The 25,460-nt window shown below is 66.4% G+C and carries 25 protein-coding genes and 1 pseudogene; 12 read left to right on the top strand and 14 right to left on the bottom strand.

The genetic code is table 11. The annotated features are described in order from the left end of the window. Positions 1-163 precede the first annotated feature (163 nt). Positions 164-430 (top strand): annotated as a pseudogene (locus AB0I34_RS28145) (tyrosine-protein phosphatase); the annotation flags it as partial. Between the two features lie 83 nt (positions 431-513). Here AB0I34_RS28145 and AB0I34_RS28140 read toward each other — a convergent pair. After that, a complete protein-coding gene (locus tag AB0I34_RS28140; RefSeq protein ID WP_360450651.1) occupies positions 514-1,509 on the bottom strand; it encodes an alpha/beta hydrolase in 996 nt (331 codons plus the stop codon). Positions 1,510-1,867: 358 nt separating this feature from the next. On the opposite strand from AB0I34_RS28140, the gene AB0I34_RS28135 reads away from it, so the two are divergent. After that, entirely contained in the window at positions 1,868-2,935 is a 1,068-nt protein-coding gene (locus tag AB0I34_RS28135) for an LUD domain-containing protein (protein WP_360450648.1), read from the top strand. Positions 2,936-3,397: 462 nt separating this feature from the next. Here the strand turns inward: AB0I34_RS28135 and sigJ are convergent, their stop codons facing one another. Next, on the bottom strand, positions 3,398-4,318 hold the full coding sequence (sigJ, locus tag AB0I34_RS28130) for an RNA polymerase sigma factor SigJ (protein ID WP_360450645.1): 921 nt from the start codon (positions 4,316-4,318) through the stop codon (positions 3,398-3,400). Position 4,319: 1 nt separating this feature from the next. Then, positions 4,320-5,774: a DHA2 family efflux MFS transporter permease subunit gene (locus AB0I34_RS28125; protein ID WP_360450642.1), complete on the bottom strand. Its 1,455-nt coding sequence runs from the start codon at positions 5,772-5,774 to the stop codon at positions 4,320-4,322. Between the two features lie 82 nt (positions 5,775-5,856). Here AB0I34_RS28125 and AB0I34_RS28120 point away from each other — a divergent pair, with 82 nt between their 5' ends. Further along, positions 5,857-6,312, top strand: a complete 456-nt coding sequence (locus AB0I34_RS28120; RefSeq protein WP_360450639.1) for a MarR family transcriptional regulator — start codon at positions 5,857-5,859, stop codon at positions 6,310-6,312. 1,859 nt (positions 6,313-8,171) lie between these two features. Here AB0I34_RS28120 and AB0I34_RS28115 read toward each other — a convergent pair. Next, a complete protein-coding gene (locus AB0I34_RS28115) occupies positions 8,172-8,486 on the bottom strand; it encodes a TraR/DksA C4-type zinc finger protein (RefSeq protein WP_360450636.1) in 315 nt (104 codons plus the stop codon). Between the two features lie 293 nt (positions 8,487-8,779). On the opposite strand from AB0I34_RS28115, the gene AB0I34_RS28110 reads away from it, so the two are divergent. From AB0I34_RS28110 to ctaD, 4 genes are all read left to right on the top strand, one after another. Further along, entirely contained in the window at positions 8,780-9,745 is a 966-nt protein-coding gene (locus AB0I34_RS28110; protein WP_360450633.1) for a HAMP domain-containing sensor histidine kinase, read from the top strand. Positions 9,746-9,747: 2 nt separating this feature from the next. Then, positions 9,748-10,407: a response regulator transcription factor gene (locus tag AB0I34_RS28105; protein ID WP_360450630.1), complete on the top strand. Its 660-nt coding sequence runs from the start codon at positions 9,748-9,750 to the stop codon at positions 10,405-10,407. A gap of 398 nt (positions 10,408-10,805) precedes the next feature. Next, positions 10,806-11,288, top strand: coding sequence for a TraR/DksA C4-type zinc finger protein (locus tag AB0I34_RS28100; RefSeq protein ID WP_360450627.1), 483 nt, complete (start codon positions 10,806-10,808; stop codon positions 11,286-11,288). A gap of 155 nt (positions 11,289-11,443) precedes the next feature. Further along, positions 11,444-13,138 (top strand): cytochrome c oxidase subunit I, encoded by a 1,695-nt coding sequence (gene ctaD, locus AB0I34_RS28095; protein ID WP_360450873.1) that lies wholly within the window; start codon positions 11,444-11,446, stop codon positions 13,136-13,138. A gap of 268 nt (positions 13,139-13,406) precedes the next feature. Here ctaD and AB0I34_RS28090 read toward each other — a convergent pair whose 3' ends face one another. The 4 genes from AB0I34_RS28090 to fdxA all read right to left on the bottom strand — a co-directional run bounded on the left by AB0I34_RS28090 (position 13,407) and on the right by fdxA (position 15,330). Continuing rightward, positions 13,407-13,838 (bottom strand): hypothetical protein, encoded by a 432-nt coding sequence (locus AB0I34_RS28090; RefSeq protein WP_360450624.1) that lies wholly within the window; start codon positions 13,836-13,838, stop codon positions 13,407-13,409. 84 nt (positions 13,839-13,922) lie between these two features. After that, positions 13,923-14,291 carry a cupin domain-containing protein gene (locus AB0I34_RS28085; RefSeq protein ID WP_360450622.1) on the bottom strand — a complete coding sequence of 123 codons (369 nt, stop codon included), beginning with the start codon at positions 14,289-14,291 and terminating at the stop codon, positions 13,923-13,925. Next, positions 14,291-14,998: a helix-turn-helix domain-containing protein gene (locus tag AB0I34_RS28080; protein ID WP_360450619.1), complete on the bottom strand. Its 708-nt coding sequence runs from the start codon at positions 14,996-14,998 to the stop codon at positions 14,291-14,293. Before AB0I34_RS28080 ends, AB0I34_RS28085 begins: the two co-directional genes overlap by 1 nt. A 5-nt stretch (positions 14,999-15,003) precedes the next feature. Further along, positions 15,004-15,330 (bottom strand): ferredoxin, encoded by a 327-nt coding sequence (gene fdxA / locus AB0I34_RS28075; protein WP_360450871.1) that lies wholly within the window; start codon positions 15,328-15,330, stop codon positions 15,004-15,006. Between the two features lie 87 nt (positions 15,331-15,417). Between fdxA and AB0I34_RS28070 the strand changes: the two genes are divergently transcribed. Both AB0I34_RS28070 and AB0I34_RS28065 read left to right on the top strand, forming a co-directional pair. Further along, positions 15,418-16,143, top strand: coding sequence for a DUF2249 domain-containing protein (locus tag AB0I34_RS28070; protein WP_360450616.1), 726 nt, complete (start codon positions 15,418-15,420; stop codon positions 16,141-16,143). 52 nt (positions 16,144-16,195) lie between these two features. Continuing rightward, complete coding sequence (locus AB0I34_RS28065; protein ID WP_360450613.1) at positions 16,196-16,543, top strand: hypothetical protein; 348 nt, start codon at positions 16,196-16,198, stop codon at positions 16,541-16,543. Positions 16,544-16,589: 46 nt separating this feature from the next. Here the strand turns inward: AB0I34_RS28065 and AB0I34_RS28060 are convergent, their stop codons facing one another. After that, a complete protein-coding gene (locus AB0I34_RS28060; RefSeq protein ID WP_360450868.1) occupies positions 16,590-16,940 on the bottom strand; it encodes a DUF488 family protein in 351 nt (116 codons plus the stop codon). Between the two features lie 11 nt (positions 16,941-16,951). Continuing rightward, entirely contained in the window at positions 16,952-17,389 is a 438-nt protein-coding gene (locus AB0I34_RS28055) for a MarR family winged helix-turn-helix transcriptional regulator (protein WP_360450610.1), read from the bottom strand. Between the two features lie 160 nt (positions 17,390-17,549). Here AB0I34_RS28055 and AB0I34_RS28050 point away from each other — a divergent pair, with 160 nt between their 5' ends. From AB0I34_RS28050 to AB0I34_RS28040, 3 genes are read left to right on the top strand one after another with little or no spacing between them, the layout of a single operon-like run. Next, entirely contained in the window at positions 17,550-17,954 is a 405-nt protein-coding gene (locus AB0I34_RS28050; protein WP_360450607.1) for a V-type ATP synthase subunit D, read from the top strand. Next, the gene (locus AB0I34_RS28045; RefSeq protein ID WP_360450604.1) at positions 17,951-18,331 is read left to right on the top strand and encodes a hypothetical protein; all 381 of its coding nucleotides are present in this window, start codon (positions 17,951-17,953) and stop codon (positions 18,329-18,331) included. The genes AB0I34_RS28050 and AB0I34_RS28045 overlap by 4 nt, the downstream gene beginning before the upstream one ends. After that, positions 18,328-18,588 (top strand): hypothetical protein, encoded by a 261-nt coding sequence (locus AB0I34_RS28040; protein WP_360450601.1) that lies wholly within the window; start codon positions 18,328-18,330, stop codon positions 18,586-18,588. The genes AB0I34_RS28045 and AB0I34_RS28040 overlap by 4 nt, the downstream gene beginning before the upstream one ends. 176 nt (positions 18,589-18,764) lie before the next feature. On the opposite strand, the gene AB0I34_RS28035 is transcribed toward AB0I34_RS28040, so the two are convergent. The 4 genes from AB0I34_RS28035 to AB0I34_RS28020 all read right to left on the bottom strand — a co-directional run bounded on the left by AB0I34_RS28035 (position 18,765) and on the right by AB0I34_RS28020 (position 25,327). Next, positions 18,765-19,790, bottom strand: coding sequence for a slipin family protein (locus AB0I34_RS28035; RefSeq protein ID WP_360450598.1), 1,026 nt, complete (start codon positions 19,788-19,790; stop codon positions 18,765-18,767). Between the two features lie 809 nt (positions 19,791-20,599). After that, positions 20,600-21,544: an NAD(P)-dependent oxidoreductase gene (locus tag AB0I34_RS28030; protein WP_360450595.1), complete on the bottom strand. Its 945-nt coding sequence runs from the start codon at positions 21,542-21,544 to the stop codon at positions 20,600-20,602. A 58-nt stretch (positions 21,545-21,602) separates the two neighbouring features. Then, positions 21,603-24,347 carry a pyruvate dehydrogenase (acetyl-transferring), homodimeric type gene (gene aceE / locus AB0I34_RS28025; protein ID WP_360450592.1) on the bottom strand — a complete coding sequence of 915 codons (2,745 nt, stop codon included), beginning with the start codon at positions 24,345-24,347 and terminating at the stop codon, positions 21,603-21,605. Beyond that, a complete protein-coding gene (locus AB0I34_RS28020) occupies positions 24,344-25,327 on the bottom strand; it encodes a universal stress protein (protein ID WP_360450589.1) in 984 nt (327 codons plus the stop codon). Before AB0I34_RS28020 ends, aceE begins: the two co-directional genes overlap by 4 nt. Positions 25,328-25,460: the final 133 nt, after the last annotated feature.

Raw genomic sequence — 25,460 nt, 5'->3', positions numbered from 1 at the left:
ACGATCATCGATCTCCGAAACGCCGGGGAACGCCTCGCCCTCCGACGAGTTGACGGCGTGATCACTTATCACTTGCCCATCGAGGACCCGGCCGACGCCGCCTTCATGGTGGAGTGGGGCGAGCGGTTGAACAGTCCGGCGTACCACGGCGAGGTACTGCGTCGTTGGGCCCGAGCAATTCTCTGCCGTCTTCGCCCAGATCGTGGAATCCGGCTCCGGCGGTGTCCTCGTCCATCGCAGTGGCGGCTGCGACCGCACCGGCATGGTCGTGGCGATGCTGCTCGCTACTGTCCGCACGCCGCTCATCGCGATTCTCGACGACTACGACCTCGCTGTATGGACGATGAACACGCGTGCTGCACGGATGGGGGAGGCCGCGCTGTCCTCGGCCGTGCTGGAGAGGTACTGCGCCCGCGCCCATGCCGAATGACGGCCTTCCTCGACTCTCCCGAGGTGGCCGCCCTTCTTTCCTCCGCCCCCGTGGATCGTCTGCGAGAGCGACCGGGCCCGCCGTCAGCTGAGGCGGTCGCGGAGGAACGCGAGGATCTCTGCCCGTGCGGGCTTTGCCTGCGGTACGACGTTGGGCATGCTGAGGAACGCGTGGGTCGCACCGCGGTACTCGGTCAGCCGGGCCGGAGTTCCGGCGTCGCGCAGGCGCTCGGCGTAGAGGCGGCCCTGGTCGGAGACCGGATCGAAGGTCGGCACGATGACAAGTGCCGGAGCCAGGGAGCTCAGGTTCTCGGCGTACAGCGGTGACAAAGGACGGGAATCGGTGCCTGCCGGAATCGCGAGCCGGCAGAACAACTCCATCTGGGTCTTCGTGAGCGTCGGGCTCTCACCGTACTGAGCCATCGACGGGTAGTCGTACAGGGTCGGGGTCAGGTCGACACACGGATTGGCCAGAACCTGCGCTCGCAGCCGGAGGCCGCAGTCTCTGCCGCGGATCGCTGCCAGCGCACTGATCAGCGCGCCGGTGCTCTCGCCGAAGACGGCGACCCGGTCGGGATCGACTCCCCACTCCGCGGCATCGCGGACCAGTGTCTGCAGCACGTCCCAGCCGTCGTCGACCGGTCCGGAGAGAGGAGTCTCCGGAGCGAGCAGACGGTGCTCGACGGACACGATCACCGCAGGCAACTGCGCCGCGAGGTGGCTGTTGATCCAGTCGCTCTGCACCGCTGTTCCGACGAACCCGCCACCGTGAACGTGGACTACCAGTGGAAGACGATTGCTCCCGCTCCGCGGGCCGCCCGCCCGGTACACCCGGAGCCGGAGCTTGCGCCCGGGCAGAGTCAGGTCCTGCCATCTGATGTCGACGCCGCGGCGCGGACGTCCGGTGATCACCCGTGCGAACGGCGACATCCGCTTACGGTTCTCGGCTTCGCTGAAGGCGGCGAGTTCTTCGTCCGTCATCTCCGCCCAGTCCGGTTCCTTGCCCAAGGCATGCAGTAACCGGATGCCCAGCGACGGACGGTCGGATCTGTTGGTTTCCGGTTCCTTGAAAGCCTGCATGGCTGCCTCCGATGCGTTGGAAGTCGTTCGGATGTGGATTCGCCGCTTTGACGATCGAGCCGAGCCGGATGTGAGGCGATCAGACGAGGCTCATATCACTCGGGCGGGCAACGGTCTGTTGTTCGGAGTGCGGTGAGGCGCTGACATCGCAGGACGTCACCCCGTCCGTCGAGCCCGGGGCGAACGGCTCCGGGACGGCTTTGATCGCTTCCGTCCTTCCCGGCCGCCAGAGTTCCTGACTGCCGATCGTGAGGGCCGGGGCCGCCTGACATTTCGCAGGGCCCCGTCGTCCTAGTGGTGACAACGGGCAGCCCGGTGTGCTCTCTTCGCCGGGCTCGGAACCACAAGGAGCAAGAAGATGAATGACTTTCAGGCCATCGCCGACCGCGTGGAGATCGAGGCGTTGCGCGGAGAGTTCAGTGATGCGGCGATGGTCGGCGACTACGACCGCTTCGTGTCGCTGTTCACCGACGATGCCGTGTACCGGATCCCCGAGGCCCACATCGTGCAGACCGGCCGGGAGGAGATTCGGGCCGGGACCGAACGCCTGGCCGACGAGTGGGAGTACTTCGTGCAGACCACCCATCCGGGGGCGATCGAGATCGACGGGGACAGCGCGACCGGTCGCGCCTACGTGTCCGAGCTCGGCCGGCTGCGCAACGGCACATCGATCGTCAACTACGCGCTGTTCAACGATCGCTATCGGCGTACGCCCGCAGGTTGGAAGTTCAGCGAACGCGTTTTCGAGGTCAGGTACTTCGACACCACGCCGCTGCCGGGATCGCCGATCGTTGCCTGGGAATCCTCGACATCGTCCAGCCAGTTCGCCGACCCTGCGTCCGCCGAGCGGCTTGAGTCGGCGGCAGCAGCGCTTGCGGCCAACGGCTTCACGGTCGAGATCCTCGACGACGCCGCGGCCGCACGGTCCCGCATCAAGGATCTGATCCCCGCGGGTGCCAGCGTGCTGACCGGAGCGAGCGAGACCCTCCGGCTTTCGGGCATCGAGGAGGACATCAACACCAGTGGGCGGTACGAGGCGCTCAAGCCACGTCTGCTGGCGATGGATCGCGCCACCGAGGCCGACGAGATCCGCCGGCTGCTCGCCAGCCCCGATGTCATGGTCGGCAGCGTCAGCGCGGTCACCGAAACCGGCTCGCTGGTGCTTCCCTCGGCCAGCGGAAGCCAACTCCCGGCGAACGCCGGCGGCGCGGGCCGTGCGATCTGGGTCGTCGGTGCGCAGAAGCTGGTGCCCGACCTCAGCACCGCGCTGCGCCGCGTCGAGGACTATGCCCTCCCGTTGGAAACCGTCCGCGCCGAGAAGATCTACGGGCAGCCCAGCGCGGTGAACCGGCTCCTTGTTCTCAATGCGGAACTGCAGCCTGGGCGCGGCACGGTGCTTCTGCTGCGCGAAGCCATCGGTTTCTGAGCACAGTCTTCCCACGGGCGCGATGCGGCAGCACGCCATCGCGCCCGTGGACAGGAGGCCGTGGCGGCCAGCGCATCGTGAAGCGCGCAAGCGGCCGCGCAGATGCGGTCGCGCTCGAACAACACAGACGATCTCGGTGCCGCCTGAGGTCAGGTTGACCCAGACTGTGTCGTTCCTGCGGGCCAACGCGTCCGCGATCGCTGAGGCGGTTCGTGGAACTGCCTGGACACGCAGCACGCACTCGACCCAGTCCAGCCGCCGCGCCACCGGCTGCCCGGCCACGCGAAGCAGTCCGCCGGAGCGAAGCCTGTGGTACCTCCGCGCCACGGTCTGATCCGAAACGCCAAGACCGCCGCAATCCGGTTGAAGGGCGCCCGGCCATCGATGTGCAGCGCATGCGCTATGGCCCGATCCAGGTCGTCCAGCACAGCTACGCCGACGGGCCGGACAGCCTGGGCCGGTTCACAGTTCCGTCCACATGTGGAGCTTGTCCGGGTTGCGCACGACCCAGATGCGGCGGATGAGGTAGTCGACGATCTCGAAGGAGTACACCGCGGCGAAGGCGCCTTCGTGGATTGCCACCAGACCCGGCCGGCCATTGACCGTCCGCTCGAGGAGCTCCAGGCTCTCGGCGCGCTTGGCCAGCTCGACGAAGTACTGGGCGACCTCTTCGCGGCCTTCGATCGGGTCCAACGACGCGAGCACGACGCCCCCACCGTCAGCGACGGCCATCGCCTGCGGATCGAGCAGTTCGACGAGGGCGCGGACGTCCTTGGCCTCCCACGCGTGCCGGAAGCCGCGGACGGCATCGGCTCGTTGGGCCGCCGACGTCTCGACAGGCTGAGCTGCCCGTACCCGCCGTCGCGCCGAGGAGGCGAGTTGGCGACAGGCCGCCGGCGTACGGCCGACCACTTCGGCGATCTCGGCGAACGGGTACCTGAAGACGTCGTGGAGCAGGAAGGTGACGCGCTCGGCCGGGGTCATCGAGTCCAGGACGATCAGGAAGGCCATGTCGATCGACTCGTCGAGCGTGATGCGATCAGCCGGATCCGCCGTAGCGGCGTTCTGCCCGCGGGACCACTCGGCCGTATCGGGCAGCGGCTCGGGCAGCCATGGTCCGACGTACCGCTCTCGCTGCGCGCGGGCAGATCCGAGTTGGTCGAGGCAAACCCGGCTGACCACAGTGCTGAGCCAGGCGCTGGGCGACTCGATCGACTCCTGCTGTTCCAGCGGGAGGGCGCACCAGCGGGTGAACGTCTCCTGGACGGCGTCCTCGGCCTCGGTGACCGAGCCGAGAAGCCGGTACGCGATGTTGATCAGCCGGCGCCGGTCGCCGACGATCGTGGTCAACCGAGGGTCGTGACGGACTGGTTCGACGCCCATCCTAGGCATCTCCTAGTCGCTGAGGGCACCCGATCGGGGTCGGGGACGGTTTCTGGGACTCGGTACGAACAGGCGCCCGGACGAACGCCGTACCGGCGGCCGCGGCGACACCGAACGCTGCGACAGAGCACCAGCAGGCGACTTGCAGGGCCGTTGCCAGGCTCGTGCCGGTGGGCTGTGCTCCTGCATGGTCGTAGAAGATCCCACCGATCACGGCGACGCCCAGAGTTCCTCCGATCTGCTGCATCGTGCTGAGCGCGCCCGACGCGCTTCCGGCGTCGGCAGCGGGCACCGAGGCCAGCGCGGCATCGAAGAGCGGCACGACCAGCAATCCCATGCCGATGCCTCCGATCGTGAGTACTGGGCTCACCTGCCACCAGTGAGGTGGGGGAGTGGCGCCCGGGTGCCATTGAGCAACGACGGCGACCGAGGCAGCGGCGAGGATCGCTCCGAAGGTCATCAGCGGGGGACCGATGCGACCGGCGACCGTCGCCGCAAGCACGCTGCCGACCAGGGTGCCGAGGCTGAACCCGAGCCAGACCAGCCCCGATTGCAGTGCGGAGTAGCCGAGCGCCTGCTGCACGTAGAGCGTCAGTACGAGGAAGACCCCGACCAGGCCGGCCTGGAAGCTGAAGTTCACGACGTTGCCGGCCGCGTAGGCGCGGTTGCGGAACAGGTGAACAGGAATGAGAGGTGTCGTGCCCGATCGCTCGACAGCGAACTGCCAGCTGACAAAACCGGCGAGGAGGATCGGGGCGGTGCCGAGGAGGGTCCAGGACCACCACGGCCATCCCGCCTGCCGGCCGTCGATGAGCGGCAGCGCCAGGCAGGCGATCGCGGCGGTGAGCAGAGCAACGCCCGGCAGGTCCAGGCGGGGCGGCCGGGTCGAACGCGCGTTGGGTACAACCTTCAGCGCGATGGCCGTCAAGGCGACACCGATCGGCACGTTGACCACGAAGATGGCGCGCCACCCCATCCCGAAACCGCCGCTCGAGATCAGCCCGCCGGACAGGATCGGGCCGATGACAGCGGCGGAGCCCGTGATGAATCCGATCAGTCCGTAGACCGGCGCTCGCCGGTCAGGTGGGTACAGGGCCTGAACACCAGCCAGCACCTGGGGGACCATGAATCCGGCGCAAACCCCCTGGGTCGCGCGGGCGGCGACCAGCCAGTCTGCGGAACCGGCCACAGCGGCACTCAGCGAAGTCAGCGTGAACCCGATGATGCCGGCCAGGAACACACGCTGAACACCGATGATGTCGCCGAGGCGTCCTCCCGTGACCAGGGACGCGGCCAGACCGAGGGCGTAGGCACCCACCATCCACTCCAGTTGGCTGCCGGTGGCACCAAGGTCCGACTGGATCGACGGCAACGCCACGTTCACCACGGTCGTGTCCATCAAGTCCATGAAGTTGGCGGCGACCAGGACCACCATCGCCAACGTCCTGCCCCGCACGGCTGCCTCCAAAGTAGTTCCAATATGGAACGATCTCGACGGTAGCAGGTAATTCCGAAATGGGACAAGTAGCGTGATCGCCATGACTCCGTCGTCCAGCCAGGCGATCGTTCGCGACCGGTTCCAGCGGCTGCTGCCGCGGCTGATGCTGCTGTACTCCGAAGTGGCGAAGAGCGCCGGCATCTCGGAGGTCGCCCTCCTGGCCCTCCACGTACTGACGTTGCACGACGGGCCGATGTATCCCTCGGAGGTCAGCGCGCAGACCGGGCTGCCCCGCAGCACTGTGACGCGCGTACTCGACGCGCTCGAAGACGCCGGCTACGTGGCCCGGACGAAGGCACCCGAAGACGGCCGGCGTTTCGCTGTCTCCGTACGCCGTGAGCGCGTCGCGCCGATCAGCGCCAGGTTCGACCTGTACGCCGAGGCGATGGGTGAGGCCATGCTGGCGTTCACCGAGGAGGAGCTCGCCGTCGTGGCTCGCTACTGGGACGTGCTGAGCCGGGCGATCCACGACCGCCAGCCGGATGCAGCGGGCTAGAGGGGCACTCCGCCAACGCCGAAGGGATGCAGGTCACGCTCGCAAAGGGCTCACACTTCTCCGGTCTGGCCCGTCAAGTCTGCCAAACGTGTCCGGGTGAACTGGTTGGAAGGTCCTCATGAGTTCAGCGTTGCAAGTACTTCGCCACCACTTCGCCGTTCAATGCGGTCGAGGAGCTGGCTGAGCGAGGACTGCTGCCGAGTTCCACCCGCGACCACCTCGTCGTCGTGAAGCCGGACGACGGGTCGCCGATCGCACACCAGCTACCTGCGTCCATGCCTCCACAGCCCCGGTCGGCGAGCTCGTTGACCCACGCTGCGACGGTTGGCTGCTCAACGCCGTGACCGGCCAGTGCGCCGAGAAGTCGGCAACGATGCGCGACGATGTGATGTGACGCACAGTTACGATCAGGCCAAACGCAAGGCAGCGTGCTGACGGAGATGGCACGGCCGTCGCATTGGGGGCGGCGTCGGCAAAGAGGCGAGTAAAGGCGACCTGCAGACGTCAAGAAGCCCAGGACACCTTGGTGGCCTGGGCTTTTGTGCGCCGCCAGGGACTGAACCCCGAACCCGCTGATTTGCAGCCGAAGGTGATCACTGAATCTCGTTGACGCACGAAAGCTCTTACCAGTAAGGGCTTAGCTGGTCCCGAATGGCTCGTAGGTTCTCATTGCTGACCATCCTCTCGCGCTGATTGAGGTGCGTAAAGAGGTGTGCGGCAAGGCGGAGCGGAGTTCGACGGTCCGCAAGCTTAAGCCATGCCTCTATCGCTCAGAGTGATCTTGGTGAGCCCTGGGTCCGGCGAGTCAATCCTCGTACGCGAAGTCGATGAACTCCTGATGCATTGTGCGCTCCTCGTCCCAGAACTGGGGCGGTCCTGCCGGTCTCTCGCGGAAATCGATGTGGGTCAGCACCGCTTCTTCTTGGCCCGTGAGATGGCCACGAAGAACTCCGACATGCGCCTAAGGGCACCGATCGCGATGCCGTCGACGGCGAGTTCCGTCGCGAATGCGTCGAGTGCATCGCGGAGTACGTCGTCGAGTCGTTTCCTTGTTGGTAGGCAGGCGACAGCGCGAGCAAGACTGGGCGCGAGATGCAGTCAAGAAACTCCTCGACGTGCGGAGTTCATGCTTCGACCGTTTGCGAAGCGAAGCCAGGATCGTGGGCCTTCGATCGCGCGTCGCGTAGCAATCGCTTCAGTTTGCTGTCGAAGCGCAGAGTTGCTTCCTCGGTGAGTGTGACCGCGTCGACCGCGCTGCGGATGGTCGACCGCCTGGCCGGTCGCTGGTCCGGCGGGTCACTCGGGCGCGCAGGACCGAGATCGAACGTGTCGTCCGCGCGATGCCGGTCAGCCGACGGCGCGAGCTGATCCGCGCGCTGGAGGCATTCGCGACTGCGGCCGACGAGCCGGCTGTAGTGGCGGACACGGCCGGGCACGGTGGCTGGTGATCGGCCCGCTCATTGCTGGGCCGCGAGGAAGTGCTGACACCGAGTGCAATAGCGCGCCTGAGGGTGGACCGACAGGCACTGGAGGCTGACTGTGCGACCGCATCGGCCACATCCGCCGTACCGCCCCGTGTTCATTCGGATCAGAGCGGCCTCAGTCTCGGCCAATGCGGTCTGTGCAGCCACGGTGAGTTGGTCACGGACCTCGCTGTGCGCGGCGGTGTCACGAGCGCCTGCCGTTCCGGCGATATCGTTGGCACCCCAAGCGATATCCCGGAGCTGTTGACGCCGGAACAGCAGCTGTTCGAGTAGGGCGGCCCGCAGAACACGGAGCTCCGCGGCCTCGAGGCGTCTGTTGTCGAACGCAGATATCTGCTGGGTCACGTGCACAACTCCTCCACTGGATCGGCTCTGTCAGCTGGCGCGTTGCTGGCAGCCCACGCAGAAGCGTGCGTACGGAAGGATCTCGAGGCGCTCGACGGGGATCGTGGTTCGGCAGCTGTTGCAGGCTCCGTAGGAGCCGTCCGACAGGCGCCGTCCGGCAGCGTCGATCTCTTCGAGAACGCGCTCGATCGCGGCGGTCTGTGCCGCCTGCAAGTCCTCGTCCGCATGCGGCGCGGACTCCTCGATTGCCCTCAGTTGGGCGAGGCGGGAGTTGCGCTCGTGTGCCAGGCGCTCGCCTGCTTCGTGGTGTGTGAGTTGTGGGGCACGGCCCATGTCCGTCGTCATGTGAATCGGGGTCCTTTCAAGGGACGTCAACCAGAGACCGGCGTGCGCCTGGGGGGCAGTGCGCACGCCGGCTGTCTGCGGAAGGCCGTCTTGAGGCTCGTGATCTGTTCTGTCACCACCATCGGCGATGCAGCAGGGGCAGACCATAGGGCCTGACACCCATTTCGGGAGCTCGGACCGCCGCAGGCAGACGCGGATGAGTGTTAGCCCGATCGACTTGCAGTGGGGGAACAGGCACGCTGGGCAGCATGGAACATATGCCGAGTCATCAAACAGCGGCGGCGAGGAGAGGCGTGCTTGCAGCGCCGTTGTTCTGGCGCATCTTCGCGCTGAATGCGGTGGTGCTTGCTGCAGCGACCGCACTGTTGCTGTGGGCACCGGTGACGGTGTCCGCTCCGGTGGTTTTCACCGAGGCAGTGGTGCTGCTGGGCGGTTTCGCGGTCATGCTGGTCGCCAACGCCGTACTCCTGCAGGTAGGGCTGGCTCCGCTGGACCGGCTGAGCCGCCGAATGGCGACCGTCGATCTGCTCAAGCCCGGGCAGCGGCTGCCAGTCGCCGGTCAGGGTGGTGTCTCGCAGTTGATCCGTGCCTTCAACGAGATGCTGGCGCGGTTGGAGGCAGAACGTGCCACCAGCAGTACCCGTGCACTGTCTGCCCAGGAGGCGGAGCGGCGACGGATCGCTCAGGAGCTGCACGACGAAGTCGGCCAGAGCCTGACCGCCGTACTGCTGGAACTCAAACGGGCGGCCGGACGGGTGGACGACTCCGACCTGCGCGCGGACTTGTTCCATGCTCAGGAGACGACCCGGGACAGCCTGGATGAGGTACGCCGGCTGGCGCGGAGGCTGCGACCGGGTGTGCTGGAGGATCTTGGTCTCGTCAGTGCTTTGACTGCGCTGGTGACCGAGCTGTCCACGCACACCGGTCTCGCGATACGTCACGATTTCCAGCCTGGTCTGCCCGTGCTGGACGAGCAGGCCGAGCTTGTGATCTATCGGGTTGCCCAGGAAGGACTGACGAACGTTGCCCGCCATGCCGACGCCGACTACGTGGAGATCAGCCTGCGCCACGACGAGGGAGCTGTCAGTCTTCGGATCCGTGACGACGGCCGCGGCCTCGGGCTGGCCCACGAGGGAGCCGGAATCCGTGGCATGCGGGAGCGCGCACTGCTGGTTGGCGCCACTCTCGATCTCGGCGCCGCGCCGGCAGGTGGTACTGACGTGAACCTGCTGGTGCCGCTCGACCGGAACGGAGTCTGAGCATGGCTGCACAGGGCGCCACCCGCATCTTGCTCGCCGACGACCATGCACTGGTACGCCGCGGTGTACGGCTGATCCTGGACAGCGAACCTGGCCTGACGGTGGTCGCCGAAGCAGGAGATGGCAAGGAGGCCGTCGACCTTGCCCGGTCCGTCGAGATCGATCTGGCGATTCTCGACATCGCCATGCCGAGGATGACCGGGCTGCAGGCAGCACGTGAGCTGTCGTCGCGTCAGCCCGACCTGCGGATTCTCATGCTGACGATGTACGACAACGAGCAGTACTTCTTCCAAGCCCTCAAGGCCGGAGCTGCGGGGTATGTGCTGAAATCCGTCGCTGACCGCGACCTCGTGGAAGCGTGCCGGGCCGCGATGCGCGGAGAGCCGTTCCTGTACCCGGGAGCGGTGAACGCGCTGATCCGTAACTACCTGAATCGGGCACGCCTCGGCCAGACCATCCCGGAGCAGATCCTGACCGCCCGCGAGGAAGAGGTACTCAAGCTCGTTGCCGAGGGGCACTCGTCCAAGGAGATCGCTGGAATCCTGTTCATCAGCATCAAGACGGTCGAGCGGCACCGGGCGAACATGCTCCAGAAACTTGGCCTCCGCGACCGCTTGGAACTGACCCGGTACGCGATCAGAGCCGGCCTGATCGAGGCCTGAACCCACGGGGGCCGTCGCCCGACAACGACTAACCAACGTGGGGATGGCTGGGAGTCGTCGAACCCTGCCGGACGGTGCAACGGGGGAGACCCAGCCCTCTTACTGGCCGCACTCCATCCGACGCACCGTCACGAGCAGGGCACAGGCCCAAAATATGTCGTATTGCGATAGAAACCAAGGATGTGCCTGCCGTCCTGATGACGGAGGGCCGGCTGCACGGTGAGCCGCGCTCCTCAGCCAGGTCTGCGAGAGGTTGCCGATACCCGGCAACGATGGAGTCCGGCGTTCGCCGATCGGGCACGTATTCAGCTCGGGTGCGAGACGGCATCGTTGGGATCGTGCGAACACGGAGGCGCGGGTATCGCGGCTCCGCGATTCGTGCCGACGAGGAGGTTTCGATGACCGACCTGGATCAGGTGGCGCCACGCGACACACCACGTGACCCGCACCCTGTCGACCTGAAGTGGTATCGAGACGAGCTCGAGCAGCAGCGGCGGTTTCGTCTCGATCAGTTCACCGACCTCGCGTACGACGCGTTGGCCGCCTCCGGACCTGCTCAGAGTGACGTGACGGCAACGCTGATGAGCGCTTCCAGAGCTGCCCTGGCGGACATCGACGCTGCTCTGTTCCGGATCGCGATCGGCGCCTTCGGGATCTGCCAACGCTGCGGACGCGCCATCTCTGCGGACCGGCTGCAGGCCATCCCGATGGCCAGTCTCTGCCTGCAATGCCAGCTCTCCAAAGAGTCGGCGACCGACCGCCTGCATCCCTGGCGCACAGGCACCATCCCTCCGACGTCTCCTTCGCGACCGCTGCGGGACATCGTTGACGTGTGCGGCGAGGATTCGTTCCCTGCCAGCGACCCGCCGGCGAACTGGTGAGTCGGTCCGTGGGGACCACTCAGGCCGGCGACAGCGATCCGATCCACGAGCAGCTGACCCATGTTGGTGCCCACCAGAGCCGTCCTTGGTCGGTGACGGCCAGGGTCGGACCCGGCGAACCCGCGGCAGGACGTCGCCGTCCGCTGGGCCGTGCGGTGGTGCGGGTCCTCACCACTACCGATCACAAGCTGATCGGCCACATGTATCTGATCACGTCGTTCGCGTTCTTCCTGATCGGCGGCATGATGGCGCTGGTCATGCGCGCCGAGCTGGCCAAGCCGGGCCTGCAGATCGTGAACGAAGAGGTCTACAACCAGCTCTTCACCATGCACGGCACGATCATGCTGCTGCTGTTCGCGACACCACTGTTCGTCGGCTTCGCCAATGTCATCATGCCGGTGCAGATCGGCGCCCCGGACGTCGCGTTCCCGCGGCTGAACATGTTCAGCTATTGGCTGTTCCTGTTCGGCGGGCTCATCGCGTTCAGTGGATTCTTCACCCCGGGCGGCGCGGCGAGCTTCGGCTGGACCGGCTACGCCCCGCTGTCCAACGCGGTGCGCTCGCCGGGTATCGGCGGTGACCTGTGGATCATGGGTCTGTGGATGGCCGGTCTGGGCACGATCCTGGGTGCGGTCAACTTCGTCACCACGATCATCTCCCTGCGGGCACCAGGTATGACGATGTTCCGGATGCCGATCTTCACCTGGAACACTCTCATCACGTCGATCATGGTGCTGGTGGCGTTCCCGATTCTGGCCGGCGCGCTGCTGATGCTGGAGGCGGATCGAGCCCTAGGGGCTCACGTCTTCGATGCCGCGAACGGCGGCCCGATGCTGTGGCAGCACCTGTTCTGGTTCTTCGGGCATCCCGAGGTGTACATCATCGCCTTGCCGTTCTTCGGCATCATCACCGAGATCCTGCCGGTGTTCAGCCGCAAGGCCGTGTTCGGCTACCTCGGTCTGGTCGGTGCCACGCTGGCGATCGCCGCGTTGTCCATGACGGTGTGGGCGCACCACATGTTCGTCACGGGCGCGGTCAGCCTGCCGTTCTTCTCGTTTATGTCGTTCATGATCGCGGTGCCGACCGGGGTGAAGTTCTTCAACTGGATAGGCACGATGTGGGGCGGTTCGGTGTCGTTCGAGACGCCGATGTTGTGGTCGCTCGGGTTCCTGACCACCTTCTTGTTCGGTGGATTGACGGGGGTGATCTTGGCCTCGCCGGCCTTGGACTTCCAGGTCACCGACACCTACTTCGTGGTGGCGCATTTCCACTACGTGGTGTTCGGGACCGTGGTGTTCGCGATGTTCGCGGGGTTCTACTTCTGGTGGCCGAAGTTCACCGGGCGGATGCTGGACGAGAAGCTCGGGAAGCTGCACTTCTGGTTGCTGTTCATCGGCTTCCACACCACGTTCCTGGTGCAGCACTGGCTGGGTGTCGAGGGCATGCCGCGGCGGTACGCGTCGTACGGCGCGAACGAGGGTTTCACCACGCTGAACGAGGTCTCCAGCGTCGGCGCCTTCATCCTCGGTGCCTCGACTCTGCCGTTCCTATACAACGTCTACAAGTCCCGCAATGCGCCCAAGGTCGACGTCGACGACCCTTGGGGCTGGGGCCGCTCGCTGGAGTGGGCGACCAGCTCCCCGCCGCCGCGCCACAACTTCGACAAGCTGCCGCGGATCCGGTCCGAAAGCCCGGCCTTCGACCTGCATCACCCGGACGTCTCGCTCACCGAGTCCCCGGACAATCGCGCGCCGAAGGACAACCTGCTCGACGCCGGCGAGGACCACGACCGGGTCGACCATCTCGAGGAGACCGCCGGTACCGGGGCCGAAGGAGAAGACACGAGGTGAGAAACCCACGCCTCGGTCAGAAGCCAGCACAGGTGCAGATATCTAGGGCCTTCGCGGGCCCATGAACGCAATGGCGGATTGGGCGCGAGACGTGGCCGGGCTTCCGGCCCGCATGGGCAGCCCCCGAACCCGTCAGCCGAACCAGACCCCCCGTGATCAAGATGCCGGCATTGGCTGCTACCGATGCCCAACCCCAGGGCCGTATTGCTCTGAAGCCCGCCTTGGGTAACGGCTGTGGTCACGGGTGGTGTGTCGCATCAAGTGGGAGTCACTGCGCCACGAGGAGGCAGATTCCCAGCGCCGTCAATGTGAGCACCTTGGCCGCCTCAAGACCGACGTAGTAGAGGTGCATGGTTGATCGGGGTGGGTACTGACCGGCGAGGACGCGGTCGGTGCGCCGGTTGAGTTGAGGCCGGATGATGATGAGTTGTCCGGCGAGGATGACCAGGATCACCGCGGTGAGAGTCGCTATGGCCCCGGTCGGCCGCCCTATGACGATCGCTGCCAGCGTCACCAGTGCCAAGGCGATCTCGACATGGTTCAGCGCGCGGAAGACGATGCGGCCGATGCCGAGGCCGATCGGAATGTCGACCCCGGGGGCGCGGAATTTGAGTGGTGCCTCCAGGAACGAGATCGCGAACACCATGCCGAGCCAAATGAAGACGGCGGCGGTTGCTACGGCGGCTGGTGCGGCGTTCAACGTTGCTCCTCGTGGATCCAGTGATGCTGCGAGCGCGATCGCGTGGCCGTGGCCAGGTCGTGGTCCACGGGGAGGCCAATGGCCCTAGGCAGTTGGCCAGGCGGCGATTCGCGCGACGAATTCAGGTGGTGAGGCAACGATCATCATGACGGCAGGTTCGGTTCCTGGGTTGGTCAGGCTGACTCGTTCCCCAGTGGCGATGTGCGCGATGGCGCCGGGGGCGAGACTGTGTCGCTGGTCGCCTTGCCGCAGGTCGATCGAGCCTGACAGGTGGATCAGAACGATCTCGGACGGTCCGTGGTCATGTTCGGGCAGGCCGCCACCGGGCGGGATCCAAACCTGGACCATGGCGATGTTGTCGGAGGTCTCGGCGGCGACGAGAACCTCCATCGTCGGACCTCCGGGGATGGGTGCCCGGCGCCGGGGCGTGGTGCCGATCCTGGTGAGGTGCATCAGGTGCTCCTGTCGCGGCGTGGGCGCGGGCGGGTGCCCACGCCGAGGCCCCGGCTGGGGGAGAGGTGAACGATGCACGCGTCGGGTTCGGCGAACGGCTCGAGGCTGGTTGCCGTGATCGGTGCGCGGATCTCGGTGAGGGCACCTTGCATCAGGCCGAGATGCAGCGGACACAAGGTGGACGAGTACTCTTCCGCGAGCTCCAGGAAGGGGCAGTGACGCAGTCTGATGCGTTCGGCTGCGTCGCCGTCGGCTTCCGGGGCGAATCCCAGGTCGGTCATCATCGCGCTCAACCGCTGGGTGGCCTCGGCGACGTCGGGCTGATGGGATGGGGGAACGTGCTCGACGAGATAGCTGCCCCAGTTGCGGCCCGCGGCCTCGGCTGCGGACCCTGCATCGGAACTCGTGGACAGTTGGCCGAGGAGGATCTTGGCCAGCAGGTGGTACTGACGACGGCCTCCACGGTCCATCCCGGGATGTGGCGTGTGCACGGTCCGAGGCCGGCCACGGCCGGTCGGTTCCTCGAGCCTGCGATCGACCAGTCCTTGCGTCACGAGTGCGTCGAGGTGGAAGCGGACCGTGTTGGGGTGGATGCCGAGCCGTTCGGCGAGCTCGGTGACACCCAGCGGAGCGTCGGAGGCTCGCAGGGCTTCGAGCAGTGCCTGTCGGCGTGGCTGGTCGTCGGCCGTTTGGTCAGTCCTGGTCATGGAGGTCAGCTTGCCTGCTCCTGCGGCGGCAGCGCCGCGATGAGTGGATGGTCATGGTCGATGGCGCCTATCTTGAAGGCTCCGCCGGGGGCGCCGAGGTCCTCGAAGAACCCGGCGTTCGCGGCCTGGTAATCCTTCCACTGCTCGGGCAGGTCGTCCTCGTAGAAGATGGCCTCGACCGGGCACACCGGTTCACAGGCACCGCAGTCGATGCACTCCTCGGGATGGATGTAGAGGGAGCGCCCTCCTTCGTAGATGCAGTCGACCGGGCACTCCTCGACGCAGGCGCGGTCCTTCAGATCGACGCACGGCAACGCGATCACGTACGTCACATCAGCCTCCCTCATCAGACGCTTGTAATTACTACAAATATCACATGTAATAATCATTGAAAACAGCGATGTGAGGAGAGTGGCACGATGCCGGCTTCGGAGATCTTCATCCAGGCGACCGAGACCGACCCGGACGTCATCGCTCGAGGTGCCGTCCAGGAGGCCCACGAGCGACTGCTGACCGGTCTGGCGGAGCTGACCTCAGCACAGCCAATTGCCCAGGGCGCCGAGCCACGGTCTGCGGAGTTGGTGGACTTCTGCCTCCATGAAGTGCGTCGATACCTGGCTACTGCGGATCGGGATCTCTATGCGGCCGCCTCCCAGGACGATGAGACTCGGCTTCTGGTCGAGGCTCTCCGAGTCGGAGCCGCAGCACTCAACGCTCAGATCGACGAACTGGCAGCCGCTGGCCTGGTCGATGCGGCGAGGCTCGGCGCGATGATCACCGCGACCCTGGACACCCACCTCCAGATCGAGGAGTCGGTGTTGCTCCCCGCACTTGCCGGCCTGCCCGGGGTGGATCCGTCGTCGCTGGCCGCAGACCTGCAGGCCTACCTGGCTGGGGAGCAGGTCGAACAGCCGACGGTCATCGACGTACGGCGAATCGCGCGCGGCGGACGTCACCCACGCGTTCTCGCCCGGTACGCCCGGCTGGAGCCGGGGGAGGCGTTCATTCTGGTCAACAGCCACGACCCGAAGCCGTTGCGCCGGGAGTTCGAAGCCATTCACCCTGGCGCCTTCAGTTGGGACTATCTGCAGGCCGGGCCTGAGGAATGGCGAGTCCGGATCGGCCGGGTCGCCGCTGATGCCTGAGGAGTCGACGAATGACTCAGCTGACGTCCTGCCTGAGCGGCCGACGGTGCGGGTGCTGCTCGACGTGCACGAACTCGTCGATGACTCGCCTGTACCGTCTGGTGCCCGGTGGACGCTCGCCGAGCCGGGTCGCCAGCTCGACGCGAATCTCATCCATCTCCCGGCTGGGCGGCGCGTGGACACCCACACCGAGCCGGATCTCGACGTGGTACTTGTCGTCGTTGCAGGCGGTGGCACCGCCGGAACACCCGACGGAGAGCAGGCTCTTGCCGACGGCAACGTTGTCTGGCTGCCCCGTGGCTCGACCCGCAACATCACGGCCGGCAATCGCGGCCTGTCCTACCTGACCATCCATCGTCGTCGTCCAGGCCTGCAGATCAGGAAGCGCCCCGGTCAGTAGCTTGCCGGCGCCACCGGCCCCGTCGATTGGCCGGTCAGCGAAGGGGTCAGCGTGGCTCGCTCAGCAACCGGGTCAGGACCGCCGCCTGGCTGTGGTCCACGTCCCTGGTCGCCGTCACCAAGGTCAGGGCGTCGCGTTTTGTGAGCGTGCGCAGGTGGTCCAGCGCGGTCCGCCCGGCCTGTGTTGCCAGCTCGTCGCGATAGCGTGCCGCGAACTGCTCGAACCTCTCGGGGACATGGCCATACCACTTGCGAAGTTCTGTGGACGGTGCGACGTCTTTGTCCCACTCGTCGATGGCGGCCGTCTCCTTGCGGATACCGCGGGGCCACACGCGATCGACCAGGACCCGGATGCCGTCGTCGGCCACGGGCTGATCGTAGATCCTGCGGACCCGCACAGTGTGGCGTGTCACGCGGCACCGCCCGTGGTGTCGCTCCACTCCGGCACTGCGAGGGCTGTGCCCATGCGTCGAAGCTCGTCGCGGTGGAGTGCACTCAGCCGTGCCAACGCTCGCTCGCCGTGCCGCGTCATTTCGACCCGGACAGCCCTGGCGTCCGTCGGATGGGGTGCCTTGGTCACCAGGTCTTGCGCCTGGGCACGGTTCACGAGTTCACCAACGCTGTGATGACGCAGTTGAAGACGATCGGCCAGTTCGCTCACGCTCGCCCACTCGCGGCCGGGAAAACCCTTCAACGCCAGCATCAACTGGTACTGCTGAGGGGTCAGGCCGTGATCGCGGACGGCCTGCTCGCTGAAGCGCAGGTACCGGCGGATGCCGAAACGGAAACGAGCTAACGCCTCGAAGTCCGCCTTCGTCAGTGGCTCTGCCACCTGTTCGTCGTGCATCGTGTCGGACTGCATGTGATCACGTCCTCAGCGTCTCACCGGGAGAACCCGGCCTTGAGTCGAGTATATCGTGTTACGACATAAATGCGCGGACGCTCCAGGCGCTTGACGATCGCCGGCACGAGGCCTTCGACCGCTCGCCGCCGCGACCGGGATCGGTGTGGACCTGCGCTCTCGGACCGTGGCTGGGATCCATGTGTTCGACCTGCGCCATGACCCTGTCCGCCGCAACTCAGCCACCCGCGGCTGGGCACCTGCCCTGGTCTCTGCCCACCTCGATACCGTCGCACTGGCCTACGAGGAGCAACTCGAGTGGCTGCTGGATCTGTGTGCGGTGGAGTTGAGCGTACGACGGCTGGCCACGGAGATCGCGCGGACCACCAAGCAGGTCAATGCCTTGGACAACATTGTCCTTCCGCAACTGCACGACGAGGCGCGCCGGATCGCGCTGACGCTCGATGAGCGTGAGCGTGAGGAGCACGCCCGGCTCAGGCGAGCCCGCACCCGCCGGGCATCCCGCGACGCGGCCGGCAACGAGCCCAACCCCACGTGGAGCGCCGCATGAGCCGCACGCACGACGACAGCGAAACAGCAGACCGTCCGACGCCGCACGAGTTGGTACGGGAGCTGGAGAACTCGATCGCCGCCCGGCTGGCCGCGGCGGACCAAGCCGGCGATGAGGTGGCACTAGCTCAAGTGCAGGCGGATCACCTCATCGCCGAGGCTGAGGCGCAGGCCGCGGAGGTGGCGCGGCAACGGACGGCCGCGATCCTGTCCGCCGCCCGCGCCGAGGCCGGACGGCTGACCCAGGCCGGCCTCAGCCGCGCTGCCGATCTGACCGCGGTCGCCGCCCAGCGCCGTGACCAAGACATCGCAACGGTTGTCGCCGCCGTGTTGCCGCAACGGACACGGTCATCGCAGGACGAGATGAGCCGACCATGATGGTCCCACTCACCCAGCTCGAGGTGGCCGGGCTTCAGCCCCGCCTGGACGACGCCCCGACTGCTCTGCAGGAACTGCGGCTGGCCGAGGTCGTCACCATCGTCGATCCCGGCGAGACCCCGTCCGACCTGGCCGACCTCAGCGCCCGCACCGACGCCATGCTCAACTTCGGCGACCAGTCCGCGACCGGCACCGTGCTCAGCGACACCGCCCTGCGGACGACCCTCGATCACCTCGAACCTCACGTGGCACCATGAACTCGCCGTCGGCGATGTCCAGGTCCAGCCCGTCGACGGCCGGGGTGTCGGAGCCCGGATACACCCGGGTGGCTCCCTTGAACGAGACGGTTGCCATGTCGCGCTTCCTTTCCTTTACCGGCAGGAACGTGCCGGACGATCCGGCCGACCACCAACTGGACGCCGATCTCGCGTCCTCATGGTTGCCATGCCGGGTCGGCACATCCGGCGGGGAGTCCGCCGCACTGAGGTTGTGCCAACCCGGCCGTTTCGGGGACGGGCAGGGCCGGCGGCTTGGCCGTCGCCGCTGGGGATGCCGTCAATGAGTCGGATGAGACCGGCCCGCTGGTTCGCTGGGACTGCTCGATCTCGCGGATCGGTGGGATGTCAGTCGCCGGCGAGCCGTTCCTCGCGGCGGGTGCTGTGGTCTGCGTCGCTTGATCGGTACCGGTTGCCTTGGCGGGCTCCGGTGGTGTCGATCGTTCTAGAAACCGGAGCAGCTCGACCGGGAACGGCAGCACCAGGGTGGAGTTCTTTTCGGCGGCGACCTCGACGACGGTCTGGAGCAGGCGCAATTGCAGGGCGGCTGGGTGTTCTGTCATCACCTCGGCGGCCTGGCCCAGCTTCTCCGAGGCCTGGAGTTCGCCGTCGGCGGTGATGATGCGTGCTCGGCGTTCCCGTTCGGCCTCGGCCTGGCGCGACATCGACCGCTTCATCGTCTCCGGTAGAGCGACGTCCTTGATCTCGACCCGTTCGATGTGGACGCCCCAGTCGAGCGCCGGGCTGTCGATCATCAACTCCATCCCTTGGTTGAGGCGTTCCCGGTTGGACAGCAGGTCGTCCAGGTCGCTCTTACCGATGATCGAGCGCAGAGATGTCTGCGCGACCTGGCCAATGGCCGAGATGTAGTCCTCGACGTCGACGGCTGCGCGGACCGGGTCGATCACATTGAAGTACACGACTGCGTCGACGCGGACCGTCACGTTGTCGCGGGTAATGCCGTCCTGTGCGGGGACGGGCATCGTGATGATCTGCATGTTGACCTTCTGCAGCCGGTCGGCGATCGGCAGCAGGAAGGCCAGACCAGGCGGCCGGATCGTCGGGCGCACCCGGCCGAACCGGTAGAGGACGCCGCGCTCGAACTGCTTGACCACGCGGATGCATGCCGCCGATCCGACCAGGCCGACGACCAACGCTGCGAATAGTAGGTAAACGATGATCATTTCTTCTCCGTTAAGACATCGCCCGCGGTCTCGAACGGCCGACGGGCAGGCTGTCGACACCTTGTTGCCCCGCCTTCCCAGAACCGGGGATCATGCCACCGGAGGGCCAGGTCGGGGGCGGATTGCTCGCCGGCCGGTTGCCCGCCGCAGGGCGGCGGTCAGTTGGTCGGCTCCTCTTCACTGCGAAGGGGGTATGAACTCGTCGCTCGTCTCGTCAGGAGCCGTGTCGTGGTGGCGTGTATTTGGTGGCGAGGCGGGCTAGTGCGAGGGCTGCGATGAGGAGGCCGAAGTCGCGTAGGGCGACGTCGTAGAAGCCTGAGAGTGTGAGCAGGTTGATGATGATGCCGGTAAGCCAGGCGGCGACGAGCAGTGCGCCGTAGCGGGGGATCAGGGCGACTGCGATGCCGGCGACGATTTCGATGACGCCGATGTCGTTGATCCAGGGGGCCAGGTAGGCGGGCCAGTCGGTGAGGAGGTTGGCGACTTGTCCAGGCCGAACACGATCGGTGCCACCGTGAAGACGGTTCGCAGGACCAGGAAGGCCTGGTACGCCGGGTCCGACAGTGTCTCCCGGCTTGGTGTGCGGGCGGTGCGCCCATCAGTGCTCATAATCTGCTCCTTCTAGAGCGTCGATGTACTTCCATAGTTGTCTGACTGCCAGGGACTAGCACCCCGCAACGTCGGCTGACTTAAGGCCCTCTGGTTGCCGATGATCGGCAACACGCGCACACGTTGGAACGTTGGTCAGGCCAATGGTTTCCGGCGACTTGTGTACAGGCGGCGAAGCGCGCGCGAGGTCGCCGCTCGGATCAGGGATGGGCGGCGTGGGGCAGTTCTGCCGCGAATCCCTGACGCCATGAGCTGTACTTCGGTGCCCAGTCGAGGGTGCGCCGGGCGAGAGTGTTGTCGGCTCCGCGCCGATGGTTCATGAGAGCCATCCCTGGGCCACCGCCGACCAATTTGGCAAGAGCCACGGGCATTTGCTTCGGTGGGGGAGCGCCTAGCAATTCGGCGAGGATGGGCAGCCACTCGCGCACCGGTGCCGGCTCGTCGTCGACGATGTTGAGCACGCCGCGAGCGTCGCTGTTCAGCGCAGCGACGATCGCCGTCGCCGCGTCGTGGACGTGGGTGAAGGAGAAGATGCCGTCGCCGGTCCCGATGATCGGCATCTTCCCAGCCCGTACCTCGCAGACGAATGATCCACGGGCGCTATAGATCGTGCCAGGGCCGTAGAGTTCCCCCACCCGCAGTACCAGCCCATCTGCCTGCCTGGTGCGCTCTTCAAGCGACCGAAGGGCGGCGAACATCGGGGCGAATTGCCTGGGTGGATTTCGCCATAACGGCGCGACCTCGGTGGCCGGGATCCACTTGTTCGGCTCATAGATGCCGGCGAAGCCTTCGGTGATGATGTGCTTGGCGCCGGCCAGTTCGGCGGCGTACAGCAGGTTGCGGGTGCCTTCTGTCCGCAGCCGGTTGGTCCACGCGACGTCGCGGCTCATCCGTCTCGGACTGATCTTGCCCGGGATCGCGGTGAGCAGATGAACCACGGCGTCAGGTGCGGAGTCCTTGACTGCCAGACTCAGCGCGCCGGCGTCCAGCGCGTCGGCCATGGCAACCTCACCTCCGAGCAGCTCGACCTCGACGGCGGCGCCGTACGAGCCTGCCAACCCGATGGTCTCGTGGCCCGTTGAGCTGAGTAAGGGCAGCAGTTGGCGGCCGATGGCGCCGGTTGCACCGGCTACAAAGACACGCATGGTTCCTCCTGGAAGAATCGGGTCCCGTGATCGAGCACAGGGCGTCATTGTTGGGGTGTCATCGCCGCGTGTCGCGGCGTTGGTCCTGGAGTTCGTCGGCCAGGCCGTAGATCGTCCTTGCCTGCCGCGGTGCCGAGTCATCGACGTCGCCCACTCTGACGAGCTGCTGCAGAACCCGGACGACGATGGATTGCGCGTCGATTCCGAAGTGGCGGCGCAGGGCGGCGCGGGTGTCGGAGTGGCCGAATCCGTCGGTGCCCAGCGACGTCCAGGGCCTACGGACGAACGGAGCGATCTGGTCGGGTACCGCGCGGATCCAGTCCGAGACCGCCAGGACGGGGCCTGCGGTTTCCTCCAGCCGCCTCGTGACATAGGGAATTCGGGGCGGCTGGTCGGGGTGAGACTGGCTCCATTCGTCGGCGGCGAGTGCGTCGCGGCGTAGCTGGGTCCAGGACGTCACGGACCACACATCGGCCTGGACGCTCCAGTCGGTTTTCAGGAGGCGTTGTGCTTCCATTGCCCAAGGCATCGCGATGCCGGAGGCAAGGATCTGCGCCTTCGGGCCGTCGCCATCCGTGGCGGGGGAGTAGCAGTGCCTTCCGGCGAGGATGCCGTCGATGTCGACGTCGGCGGGCTCGGCCGGCTGCGTGATCGGCTCGTTGTAGAGGGTGAGGTAGTAGAAGACGTTGTGGTCTTCGCCGGGGCGCGCTTCGCCGTACATGCGGCGAAGGGCATCGGCGGTGATGTGGCCGAGCTCGAACGCGTAGGCTGCGTCGTAGGCGACACAGGCAGGGTTGGTAGATGCCAGCAGCAACGAATGGCCGTCCTGATGCTGCAGGCCCTCACCGTTGAGGGTGGTGCGGCCGGCAGTGGCACCCAGCAGGAAACCTCGGGTCAGCTGGTCGGCCGCGGCCCAGAGTTGGTCGCCGGTGCGCTGGAACCCGAACATCGAGTAGAAGATGTAGAGCGGGATCATCGGCTCGCCGTGCGTGGCGTACGACGTACCCGCAGCTGTCCAGGATGCGGCGGACCCGGCCTCGGTGATGCCCTCGTGGAGGAGCACACCTCGGGTGTCCTCCTGATAGCTCAGCATCTGCTCGCGGTCCACCGACAGGTAGGCCTGTCCGTGGGGGGAGTAGATCTTCTTGGACGGGAACAGGGAATCCAGGCCGAAGGTGCGGGCCTCGTCGGGGATGATCGGGACGAACCGGTGACCGATCTCCGGGTCTTTCATCAATTCCTTGAGCAGCCGGACGAACGCCATCGTGGTGGCGACCTCCTGCCGACCTGAGCCGCGACTGGCGATCGCATACGCCGCTTCTCGTGGCAGCGAGAGCGGTTTCCCGGCAACCCTGCGGGCGGGCAGGTAGCCGCCGAGGACGTGCCGCCGCTCGTGCAGGTATTCCAGCTCTGGCGAGCCTTTCGGTGGCCGATAGTAGGGCGGCTTGACTGCGTCGAGGGCGGTGTCGGGGATGTCCAGAAACAGGCGGTCGCGGAAGGCTTTGAGATCGTCGATGGTGAGCTTCTTCATCTGGTGGGTCGAGTTGCGGCCCTCGAAGTGGGAGCCCAGGGTCCATCCCTTGATGGTCTTGGCCAGGATCACGGTCGGTTGGCCGGTGTGTTCAGTCGCGGCCCGGTAGGCGGCGTACAGCTTGCGATAGTCGTGTCCGCCGCGTTTGAGGTTCCAGATCTCGGCGTCGGACAGATGCTCGACCATGGCAGCGGTGCGGGGGTCGCGGCCGAAGAAGTGCTCGCGGACGAATGCACCGGATTCGGCCTTATAGGTCTGGAAGTCGCCGTCGGGTGTGGTGTTCATCAGGTTGAGCAGCGCGCCGTCGGTGTCGGCGGCCAGCAGCGGGTCCCATTCCCGTCCCCAGACCACCTTGATGACGTTCCAGCCGGCGCCGCGGAAGTACGACTCGAGTTCCTGGATGATCTTGCCGTTGCCGCGGACCGGGCCGTCGAGACGCTGAAGGTTGCAGTTGACGACGAAGGTCAAGTTGTCGAGTTCTTCACGGGCCGCCACGCCGATCGCGCCGAGCGACTCGGGTTCGTCCATCTCACCGTCGCCAAGGAAGGCCCAGACCCTCTGGTCGCTGGTGTCCTTGAGGCCACGGTTGTGCAGGTAGCGGTTGAAGCGGGCCTGGTAGATCGCGTTGATCGGGCCCAAACCCATCGAGACCGTGGGGAACTCCCAGAAGTCGGGCATCAGCCGCGGGTGCGGGTACGACGGCAACCCACCGCCCTGTCCGGCGTGGGAGAGTTCCTGCCGGAAGCCGTCGAGCTGATCGCTGGTCAGGCGGCCTTCCAGAAACGCGCGCGCGTAGATGCCTGGTGAGGCGTGGCCTTGGAAGTAGATCTGGTCGCCGCCGCCGGGTGCGTCGTGGCCACGGAAGAAATGGTTGAAGCCGACCTCGAACAGCGCCGCGGCCGAGGCGTACGTCGAGATGTGGCCGCCGACACCGATGCCCGGGCGCTGCGCACGGTGAACCATGACCGCGGCGTTCCAGCGGTTGTAAGCCCGGATCCGTCGCTCGACGTGCTCATCGCCAGGGAATGTCGGCTCGGCATCGGGTGCGATCGTGTTGAGGTAGTCGGTACTGCGCAGGTTGGCGACACCGACCCGGCGGTCGCGGGCTCGCTGCAGGATGCTGAGTAGCAGGTACCTCGCCCTGTTCTGCCCGGCATGGTCGACCACCTGATCGATCGATTCCAGCCACTCCTGGGTCTCTGACGGGTCCAGGTCGAGCAGTTGGCTGTGCAACCCAAGGCTTTCTGGCAGGCCTTGCGGGGTCGGTGTCATGACTGCTCCTTCAGGTTCGAGAGCTCGTCCGGTGACGTGCCTGCAAAGCGGAGCCGGCCGGCCGATGAGGACGTGGCGGACGGCGTTCGATGCGGACGGACCACGGCGACGGGACAGACAGCGTGCTGCAGTACCGCCTGACTGATCGATCCCAGCAACATCCCGGCGAAGCCTCCGCGGCCGCGCGAGCCGACGACGATCAGTTCGGCACCCGCCGACGAATCGATCAACGCCTGGGCCGGGTGACCGTGCACAAGCTTCGTCCGTACCTCGATGCCCGGGAAGAGCACGCGCTTGCTCTCCATCGCTTCGGCGAGTAGTTGCCAGTCGATCTGGTCGACGATCTCTGCGGGAACACGGAGCGACGGGTGTTGCCGAGTCGTCATCGCGGCGTGCACGGCGGTGATACCGATGTGGCGGCGTGCCGCCTGCTGACAGGCGAACCGGATCGCCTCTGACGAGATCTCCGAGCCGTCGACGCCGACCACGATCCGCCCGGTCGCCGAGGCGGGGAACGCCGTACCGTCTCGGTGGGGGTGGACGACGACTACCGGACACGGGGCATGTGCGGCCACGGTGGCGCTCACCGACCCCACCAGCAGGCCGCGGAAGCCGCCGACGCCACGACTGCCCACGACCACCAAGTCGGCATCCTGCGCCTCGCTCAGTAGCGTTGGCGCAGCGGGACCGACGAACAGGTCTGTGGAGACTTTGGTGTCGGGGGCAACTTCTCGCGCATGGGCCGCTGCTTCGTTGAGGATCCACTCGGCGGCAGCCTGGAGGTCGAGGTCGGCATCACCGACGAAGGCCATGCCCAGTGCGTTGCTGGTCATCGGCCAGCTGAAGGCATGAACGATGCGCAGCGGGCGGTGCCTCGAAGACGCCTCTGTGGCGGCCCAGGCGAGCGCGGCTTGGGCGGATATCGAGCCGTCGACACCGACGAGGACCGGTCGGCGGCCGGCGCCAGTTGCGTTCGTCATGTCGCCGCTCCGCTTCGCTTCGACTGTGGATGCCCTGCCCTTTCGACTGTGCCGTTCCGCTGCCGGGACAGGTACTGCGACGATCGGCGAACCTCAGGCCGCACTGATGGCCGACGCCCGGCAACGATGCTGT

The organism is Kribbella sp. NPDC050281 (genome assembly GCF_040655855.1).
GTDB lineage: Bacteria > Actinomycetota > Actinomycetes > Propionibacteriales > Kribbellaceae > Kribbella.
This window is presented reverse-complemented; position numbering and strand designations above follow the sequence as displayed.